Below are 8,520 nucleotides of genomic sequence, written 5' to 3'. Positions count from 1 at the left end.
CAGGACGTACGAAGGCTCCAAGGACGCCGAGGTGCAGGCCGAACCGGACGACACTGCCAGATCCTTGAGCGCCATGATCAGCGACTCGCCTTCAACGTAGTTGAAGCTCAGGTTCAGGTTGTGCGGAACGCGGGCGGTCAGGCTGCCGTTGACGTACAGCTCTTCCAGATGCTCGACCTGCTTGTAGAAGCGGTCGCTCAACGCTTTGATACGGACGTTTTCGGCAGCCATGTCTTCTTTGGCTACGCGGAACGCTTCGCCCATGCCGACGATCTGGTGGGTCGCCAGGGTGCCGGAACGCATGCCACGCTCGTGACCGCCGCCGTGCATGGTCGCTTCGATGCGCACACGCGGCTTGCGGCTGACGTACAGCGCGCCGATGCCTTTAGGGCCGTAGGTCTTGTGAGCGGAGAACGACATCATGTCGACTTTCAGTTTCTGCAGGTCGATCTCGACCTTGCCAGTGGACTGAGCGGCGTCGACGTGGAACAGGATGCCCTTGGCGCGGAGCATTTCGCCGATAGCAGCAATGTCGTTGACGGTGCCGATTTCGTTGTTCACGTGCATCACGGAGACCAGGATGGTGTCTTCGCGCAGTGCAGCTTCAATCATGGCCGGAGTGATCAGGCCGTCTTCTGTCGGCTCGAGGTAGGTCACTTCGAAACCTTCACGCTCCAGTTGGCGCATGGTGTCGAGGACAGCCTTGTGCTCAATCTTCGAGGTGATCAGGTGCTTGCCCTTGGAGCCGTAGAAATGCGCCGCACCCTTGATAGCCAGGTTGTCGGATTCGGTAGCGCCGGAGGTCCAGACGATTTCGCGCGGGTCGGCGTTGACCAGATCGGCCACCTGACGACGGGCGTTTTCGACGGACTCTTCAGCTTTCCAGCCAAACACGTGGGAACGGGACGCCGGGTTACCGAAGTTTCCGTCGACCAGCAGGCATTCACTCATTTTTTGCGCAACGCGCGGATCGACCGGGGTGGTCGCAGAGTAATCAAGGTAAATCGGCAATTTCATGGACTATCTCCTAAATCAGGGCTGGCGTACCGCTAGCTCTTCGGCTGTCATTCGACGGCGGACGCTTCAATCTTGTCCAGGCGTGGCGCCTTGCTGTTGCAACGGCGCTGGTCCTGACGCTGGGCTACTTCTTGCACCTCACGGCGAGTTACAAGATCAGCCAAGCTGATACCACTTAGAAATTCGTGAATCTGCAGACTCAGATCGCACCACAGATGGTGGGTCAGGCAGGTGTCGCCGGAATGGCAATCGCCCTGGCCCTGGCACTTGGTGGCATCAACCGATTCGTTTACTGCATCGATCACCTGGGCGACCTGAATGCCCTGCATGTCGCGGGACAATTGGTAGCCGCCACCCGGACCGCGAACGCTGGAAACCAGGTTGCTGCGGCGCAGCTTGGCGAACAGCTGCTCGAGGTAGGACAGGGAGATGCCTTGGCGCTCGGAGATATCGGCCAGGGACACGGGCCCGTGCTGCGCGTGCAACGCCAGGTCAAGCATGGCGGTCACGGCGTATCGGCCTTTTGTAGTCAGTCGCATGGACAGTTACCACGGAGTTCAGAATGGGGCGAGTATGCAATTCCCGAGTATTTAAGTCAACTTTAAGACCTAGTACTTTAGTCAGGATTACCCGCAAAAGAGCGCGCGAATGATAGCAGGGTCTGCGGCCTAATGGCACACCGGCCGGCGCAAGCTTCTGTAGGAGCTGCCGCAGGCTGCGATCTTTTGATTTTGCTCTATAGAAGATCAAGGGATCGCAGCCTTCGGCAGCTCCTACACAGGGCTTAGCTGGCTTTGGACTCGTCTTTGCCTTTGACACAGGCGAAGTCTTCTTCACGCAGTTCAGGCAGATCTTTCGCACAATAATTGCTGCCAAGATCCTTCAGCGCACCACACATCCCTTCCAGTCGTCCGTCCACCGCTTGCAGGTGATCGAGCAACTGACCGATGGCGCGCGCCACCGGGTCGGGCATGTCTTCGCTGACGCCATAGGCATCGAAGCCGATCTTCTCGGCCATGGCCTTGCGCTTGGCGTCCTGCTCCTCGTCAGACTTGACGATGATCCGCCCCGGAATACCGACAACTGTGGCGCCCGGCGGCACTTCTTTGGTCACTACAGCGTTGGAACCAACCTTGGCGCCGGCGCCGACCGTGAACGGGCCAAGCACCTTGGCGCCAGCCCCCACAACCACACCATCACCCAACGTCGGGTGACGCTTGCCTTTGTTCCAGCTGGTGCCACCCAGAGTTACACCCTGATAAATGGTCACGTCATCGCCAATCTCGGCGGTTTCACCGATGACGATGCCCATGCCGTGGTCGATGAAGAAGCGTCGACCGACTTTGGCGCCCGGATGAATCTCGATGCCGGTCAACCAGCGTCCGAAATTCGACACCAGCCGCGCCAGCCATTTCAGCTCGTTACGCCAGAGCATGCCGGCCAATCGATGAATCCAGATGGCATGCATGCCGGGGTAGCAGGTCAGGACTTCAAAAGCGTTACGCGCCGCCGGGTCTCGATGGAAAACGCTCTGGATATCTTCACGCAAACGCTCAAACATCATTTAGTCCTTCCGCTTAAGAAGCTCACCACGGGCCGCCTTCTGGGTTTCCGTGAGGATGCCACGCAAAATATTCATTTCCGCCCGGCTGACCGAGCTGCGTCCGTACAACCGGCGCAGGCGCGCCATCAAGTGCCGTGGTTTTTCCGGGTCGAGGAATTCGATGGCGACCAGCGTCTGCTCCAAGTGCTCATAAAAGCGCTCCAGCTCATCCATGGTCGCCAGCTCGGCGCTTTTCACCGAGGCCACTTCTTCTTTCTCGATCTTGCTCGGCTGACCTTGTGCAGCCAGCCAGGCCATGCGCACTTCATAGCTCAACACCTGCACCGCCGCGCCAAGGTTCAGCGAGCTGAACTCCGGATCGGAGGGGATGTGCACGTGAAAGTGACATCGCTGCAGCTCTTCGTTGGTCAGACCGGAATCTTCACGACCGAACACCAGCGCAATTTCAGCGCCCTGCCCGGCTTCCTCGACCACTTTGGTGCCGCACTCGCGCGGATCCAGCAGTGGCCAGGGGATTCGACGGTCACGGGCGCTGGTGCCGAGCACCAGATTGCAGCCGACCAAGGCATCTTCCAGGGTGGCGACGACTTGTGCGCTTTCAAGAATGTCACCGGCACCGGAGGCGCGAGCATCGGCCTCGTGATGCGGAAACAGGCGCGGTTCGACCAGCACCAATCGCGACAGACCCATGTTTTTCATGGCGCGCGCGGCCCCGCCGATGTTGCCGGGGTGGCTGGTATTGACCAGGACGACACGAATGTTCTGCAGCAAGGGAGGCGCTCTCGGACACAGGAAAGGGGTGCAAATCTTACAGAACAGCCTACCGTTAAGCTATGAAAGCGAACAGCGTCCTTCACCTGAAGAAAAGTTCTGATAGAATGCGCGGCTTTCTTTAACAACCTTAGGTGACACATCCATGCAGCCCATGCTGAATATCGCGCTGCGCGCCGCCCTCATCTCCAGTGAACTGATCTTCCGCTCCATCGAGCGCCTGGATACCATCAAGGTCGACGAAAAAGACGCCAAGGATTATGTATCCGAGGTTGATCGCGCCGCTGAACAGAAAATCATCGACGCGCTGCGCAAGGCTTACCCGAACCACTCGATCCGCGGTGAAGAGACTGGCCTGCACGCCGGTACCGGCATCGAAGGCGAAGAGTACCTGTGGATCATCGATCCGCTGGACGGCACCACCAACTTCCTGCGCGGCATTCCTCACTTCGCTGTCAGCATTGCCTGCAAGTACCGTGGTCGCCTGGAACACGCTGTTGTTCTGGATCCGGTTCGCCAGGAAGAATTCACCGCCAGCCGTGGTCGCGGCGCTCAACTGAACGGTCGCCGTCTGCGCGTCAGCGGTCGTACCAGCCTCGACGGCGCCCTGCTGGGCACCGGCTTCCCGTTCCGTGATGACCAGATGGACAACCTCGACAACTACCTGGGCATGTTCCGCGCCCTGGTTGGCCAGACTGCCGGCATCCGTCGCGCTGGCTCGGCGAGCCTGGACCTGGCTTACGTGGCTGCCGGTCGCTTCGATGCGTTCTGGGAGTCGGGTCTGTCCGAGTGGGACATGGCTGCAGGCGCCCTGCTGATTCAAGAAGCCGGCGGCCTGGTGAGCGACTTCACCGGCGGTCACGACTTCCTTGAAAAAGGCCACATCGTTGCCGGCAACACCAAATGCTTCAAGGCAGTTCTGACGGCGATCCAGCCGCACCTGCCGGCTTCGCTGAAGCGCTAAGCGTCACGCGAAACGAAAAAAGCACCCTTAGGGGTGCTTTTTTTATGCCTGGAATTCATCACGCGCCACACCACGAGACCAATGTAGGAGTGAGCCTGCTCACGATAGCGGTGTATCAGCCACCACCTGCATCGAATGATAAATAGCTATCGCGAGCAGGCTCACTCCTACAGGGGATTTGTTGCGCGGCTTAAATGGCGGGCACAAAAAAAGCACCCCGCAGGGTGCTTCTTTTAAAACAGTCGGTACTTACTGAGCCGGCTCATTCTGCGACAGAATCAGCTTGCCTTCCTTGTCGACCGGAATCTGGTTGCCCGGATCGCGATCCATCCGCACTTTGCCTTCCTTGCCATCGAGCGAGTAACGCACGTCGTAACCGACGACCTTGTCACTGATGTCATTGACCGTGTTGCAGCGGGTCTGCGTGGTGGTGTAAGTGTCACGCTCTTGCATGCCTTCCTGCACCTTATTACCCGCATAACCGCCACCGACCGCACCGGCTACCGTGGCAATTTTCTTGCCCGTGCCGCCGCCAATCTGATTACCCAGCAAACCACCTGCCAGCGCACCAACGACGGTACCGGCAATCTGGTGTTGATCCTTTACCGGTGCCTGACGAGTCACTGCCACGTCCTTGCACACTTCACGTGGAGTCTTGATCTGTGTTTTAACCGGCTCAACGGCCAACACTTGCGCATACTCAGGGCCGCTTTTAACCAGGCTGTAGGTGGCAACAGCACCCCCGGCAGTCACACCGACAGCACCCAATACCGCACCAACCAGTAACGACTTGTTCACATGAACCTCCTGACCATCACATGCGGGACGCGCCCGCGCTTCTCCCAGCCTTGGAGCATAAAAAAAGGCGCGAGTTCAACTCGCGCCTTTCTTGGGCTGACAGCCGGGGAAGCGATGGCCGTTATGGACGGTCGTCGACTTCCTTCTCGGTATTGGCCGGAGGAATCAGATCCTCGGTGGTCAGGTTCAGCCAGATCAGCACCACGTTCGCGATGTAGATCGACGAGTAAGTACCCGCCAGAACACCGATGAACAGGGCGATGGAGAAGCCGAACAGGTTGTCACCGCCGAAGAACAGCAGTGCCGCGATCGCCAGCAAAGTGGAGATCGACGTCGCCATGGTCCGCAACAACGTCTGGGTGGTCGAGATATTGATGTTCTCGATCAGCGTTGCCTTGCGCAGGACACGGAAGTTCTCACGAACCCGGTCGAATACCACGATGGTGTCGTTCAGCGAGTAACCGATGATCGCCAGCACCGCCGCCAGCACGGTCAGATCGAAAGTGATCTGGAAGTACGACAGGATACCGATGGTTACGATCACGTCGTGAATCAGCGAAACGATGGCGCCGACCGCGAACTTCCACTGAAAGCGGAAAGCCAGGTAGATCAGGATACCGCCGAGCGCCAGCAGCATACCGAGGCCGCCCTGGTCGCGCAGCTCTTCACCGACCTGCGGGCCGACGAACTCGACACGCTTGACCGTCGCCGGGTTGTCGCCGCCGACTTTCTGCAGTGCTTGCGCTACTTGATGGCCCAACTGCGGGTCTTCACCCGGCATGCGCACCAGCAGATCGGTGGTTGCACCGAAGTTCTGCACGATCGCTTCGTGATAACCGGAGGTAGCCAGTTGCTCACGCACTTTGGTGACATCGGCCGGACGCTCGTAGGTCAGCTCGATGAGCGTACCGCCGGTGAAGTCCAGACCCCAGTTCATGCCCTTGGTAGCGACACTGAACATAGCCAGCAACGTGAGAAACACTGTGACGCCGAACGCGAAGTTGCGAACGCCCATGAAGTTGATTGTACGTAACATGGCAGCCCCTTAAATCCACAACTTCTTGAAGTCACGTCCGCCAAAGATCAGGTTGACCATTGCGCGGGTCACCATGATGGCCGTGAACATCGAGGTAAAGATCCCGAGGGACATGGTCACCGCGAAACCTTTGACCGGGCCGGTGCCCATGGCAAAGAGAATCCCGCCGACCAGCAAGGTAGTCAGGTTGGCGTCGAGAATCGCGGTGAATGCCCGGCCGAAGCCTTCGTTGATTGCACGCTGCACGGTCATGCCGGCGGCGATCTCTTCACGGATCCGCGAGAAGATCAGCACGTTGGCGTCGACCGCCATACCCATGGTCAACACGATACCGGCGATACCCGGCAGGGTCAGTGTTGCACCCAGCAGCGACATCAGCGCCAGCAGCAAGACCATGTTCACCGCCAGTGCGACGGTGGCAATGATGCCGAAGAAACGGTAGATGGCGATGATGAACAGCGACACGAACAGCATGCCCCACAGCGACGCATCGATACCTTTGGTGATGTTGTCAGCACCCAGGCTCGGGCCGATGGTGCGCTCTTCAGCGAAGTACATCGGTGCAGCCAGACCACCGGCACGCAGCAGCAGCGCCAGTTCGGACGACTCACCCTGACCGTTCAGGCCAGTGATGCGGAACTGAGCACCCAGCGGCGACTGAATGGTCGCCAGGCTGATGATCTTCTTCTCTTCTTTGAACGTTTGCACCGCGACGTCTTTTTCGACGCCATCGACCACTTGCTTGGTGTAAGTGGTGATCGGGCGTTGTTCGATGAAGATCACCGCCATGCTGCGACCAACGTTCGAACGGGTTGCGCGGCTCATCAGTTCACCACCGTGACCATCCAGACGGATGTTCACTTCAGGTGTGCCGTGCTCGCCGAAACCGGCCTTGGCGTCGGTCACCTGGTCACCGGTGATGATCAGACCACGTTCGATCTGCGCAGGAGGACGATTGCCTTCACGGAACTCGAAAGTTTCGGAAGTGGCTTTCGAAGCACCCGGCTCTGCAGCCAGACGGAACTCAAGGTTGGCCGTCTTGCCGAGAATACGCTTGGCTTCGGCAGTGTCCTGCACGCCCGGCAGCTCAACCACGATGCGGTTGGCGCCCTGACGCTGGACGATCGGTTCGGCAACACCCAGCTCGTTGACGCGGTTACGTACCGTGGTAAAGTTCTGCTTGATGGAGTATTCACGGATTTCCGCCAGCTTGGCCGGGGTCATCGCCAGACGCAGTACCGGTTGACCGTTGAGGTCGGCCGGAACAATGTCGAAATCGTTGAAGTTCTTGCGGACCAGCGCACGGGCCTGTTCACGGGAGTCTTCATCGCTGAAGCCCAACTGAATGGCACCATTGAGCTGCGGCAGGCTGCGATAACGCAGTTTCTCTTTGCGCAGCAGGCTCTTGACGTCGCCTTCGTAGACTTTCAGGCGTGCATCGAGAGCTTTGTCCATGTCCACTTCCAGCAGGAAGTGCACACCACCGGACAAGTCCAGACCCAGCTTCATCGGGTGCGCGCCCAGATTGCGCAGCCATTGCGGGGTGGTCTGTGCCAGGTTCAGCGCGACGACGTAGTCATCACCCAACGCCTTGCGCACTACGTCTTTGGCCGGCAGTTGATCTTCAGCCTTGCTCAGACGGATCAGACCGCCCTTGCCATTTGCCGCCAGTGTGGCTGCCTTGACGTTGATGCCGGACTCTTTGAGCGCGGTGCTTACGCGATCCAGATCGGCCTGATTGACCTGCAGAGCCGTGCTGGCGCCGCTGATCTGAATGGCCGGGTCATCGGGGTATAGATTCGGAGCGGAATAAATCAGACCGACCGCCAGCACCGCCAGGATCAGAATGTATTTCCACAGAGGATATTTGTTCAGCATCACGCCGCCCGTTATGACGCGGGGCGCCTTGCGCGCCCCGTCGATTGAGTAGAAGTTGTTGCTCTTAGATCGCTTTCAGCGTGCCTTTTGGCAGCGTGGCGGCGATGGCGCCTTTCTGGAATTTCATTTCGACGGTGTCGGAAACTTCCAGAACCACGAAGTCATCGGCTACTTTGGTGATCTTGCCGGCGATGCCGCCAGTGGTCACAACTTCGTCGCCTTTCTGCAGGCTGCTCAGCAGGTTCTTCTGCTCTTTGGCGCGCTTGGCCTGTGGACGCCAGATCATCAGGTAGAAAATGACCAGGAAGCCGACCAGGAAAATCCACTCGAAACCACCGCCCATAGGGCCGGCAGCAGCCGGTGCAGCCGCGTCAGCCATGGCGTTAGAGATAAAAAAGCTCATTTAGCACTCCAGTTGCAAATGTTGAATCTTGGGGTCAGAAAACTCAGTCCAAAGGCGGAACGGGAAGTCCGCGTTTGGCGTAGAAGGCA

Annotated in this window: 9 protein-coding genes; 1 reads left to right on the top strand and 8 read right to left on the bottom strand. The window is 58.7% G+C overall.

Annotated elements, in window-relative coordinates; genetic code table 11:
• From ACIPIZ_RS28800 to trmJ, 4 genes are all read right to left on the bottom strand, one after another.
• Positions 1–1,017, bottom strand: a 1,017-nt coding sequence (locus ACIPIZ_RS28800; protein ID WP_401168888.1) for an IscS subfamily cysteine desulfurase, incomplete at its 3' end; no start/stop codon positions are given.
• A gap of 47 nt (positions 1,018–1,064) precedes the next feature.
• Positions 1,065–1,556 (bottom strand): Fe-S cluster assembly transcriptional regulator IscR, encoded by a 492-nt coding sequence (gene iscR / locus ACIPIZ_RS28795; protein WP_003227911.1) that lies wholly within the window; start codon positions 1,554–1,556, stop codon positions 1,065–1,067.
• Between the two features lie 245 nt (positions 1,557–1,801).
• The gene (gene cysE, locus ACIPIZ_RS28790) at positions 1,802–2,578 is read right to left on the bottom strand and encodes a serine O-acetyltransferase (RefSeq protein WP_007916901.1); all 777 of its coding nucleotides are present in this window, start codon (positions 2,576–2,578) and stop codon (positions 1,802–1,804) included.
• A 3-nt stretch (positions 2,579–2,581) separates the two neighbouring features.
• Positions 2,582–3,352, bottom strand: a complete 771-nt coding sequence (gene trmJ / locus ACIPIZ_RS28785; RefSeq protein WP_064392072.1) for a tRNA (cytosine(32)/uridine(32)-2'-O)-methyltransferase TrmJ — start codon at positions 3,350–3,352, stop codon at positions 2,582–2,584.
• 145 nt (positions 3,353–3,497) lie between these two features.
• Between trmJ and suhB the strand changes: the two genes are divergently transcribed.
• Positions 3,498–4,316, top strand: coding sequence for an inositol-phosphate phosphatase (gene suhB / locus ACIPIZ_RS28780; RefSeq protein ID WP_401168885.1), 819 nt, complete (start codon positions 3,498–3,500; stop codon positions 4,314–4,316).
• A gap of 249 nt (positions 4,317–4,565) precedes the next feature.
• Here suhB and ACIPIZ_RS28775 read toward each other — a convergent pair whose 3' ends face one another.
• The 4 genes from ACIPIZ_RS28775 to yajC form a co-directional block, all read right to left on the bottom strand.
• On the bottom strand, positions 4,566–5,114 hold the full coding sequence (locus ACIPIZ_RS28775; protein WP_064392076.1) for a glycine zipper 2TM domain-containing protein: 549 nt from the start codon (positions 5,112–5,114) through the stop codon (positions 4,566–4,568).
• 121 nt (positions 5,115–5,235) lie between these two features.
• Positions 5,236–6,150, bottom strand: a complete 915-nt coding sequence (gene secF / locus ACIPIZ_RS28770) for a protein translocase subunit SecF (protein WP_064392078.1) — start codon at positions 6,148–6,150, stop codon at positions 5,236–5,238.
• Positions 6,151–6,159: 9 nt separating this feature from the next.
• Positions 6,160–8,028, bottom strand: coding sequence for a protein translocase subunit SecD (secD, locus tag ACIPIZ_RS28765; RefSeq protein WP_401168881.1), 1,869 nt, complete (start codon positions 8,026–8,028; stop codon positions 6,160–6,162).
• Positions 8,029–8,092: 64 nt separating this feature from the next.
• Complete coding sequence (gene yajC, locus ACIPIZ_RS28760; protein ID WP_007916913.1) at positions 8,093–8,431, bottom strand: preprotein translocase subunit YajC; 339 nt, start codon at positions 8,429–8,431, stop codon at positions 8,093–8,095.
• Positions 8,432–8,520 lie beyond the last annotated feature (89 nt).

Source organism: Pseudomonas sp. NPDC087690, from assembly GCF_044743175.1.
GTDB lineage: Bacteria > Pseudomonadota > Gammaproteobacteria > Pseudomonadales > Pseudomonadaceae > Aquipseudomonas.
This window is presented reverse-complemented; position numbering and strand designations above follow the sequence as displayed.

Excerpts from the sequence above, each read along its gene's own strand:
- iscR (WP_003227911.1), bottom strand. The coding sequence starts at position 1,556 with ATGCGACTGACTACAAAAGGCCGATACGCCGTGACCGCCATGCTTGAC.
- cysE (WP_007916901.1), bottom strand. The coding sequence starts at position 2,578 with ATGTTTGAGCGTTTGCGTGAAGATATCCAGAGCGTTTTCCATCGAGAC.
- suhB (WP_401168885.1), top strand. The coding sequence starts at position 3,498 with ATGCAGCCCATGCTGAATATCGCGCTGCGCGCCGCCCTCATCTCCAGT.
- secF (WP_064392078.1), bottom strand. The coding sequence starts at position 6,150 with ATGTTACGTACAATCAACTTCATGGGCGTTCGCAACTTCGCGTTCGGC.
- secD (WP_401168881.1), bottom strand. The coding sequence starts at position 8,028 with ATGCTGAACAAATATCCTCTGTGGAAATACATTCTGATCCTGGCGGTG.
- yajC (WP_007916913.1), bottom strand. The coding sequence starts at position 8,431 with ATGAGCTTTTTTATCTCTAACGCCATGGCTGACGCGGCTGCACCGGCT.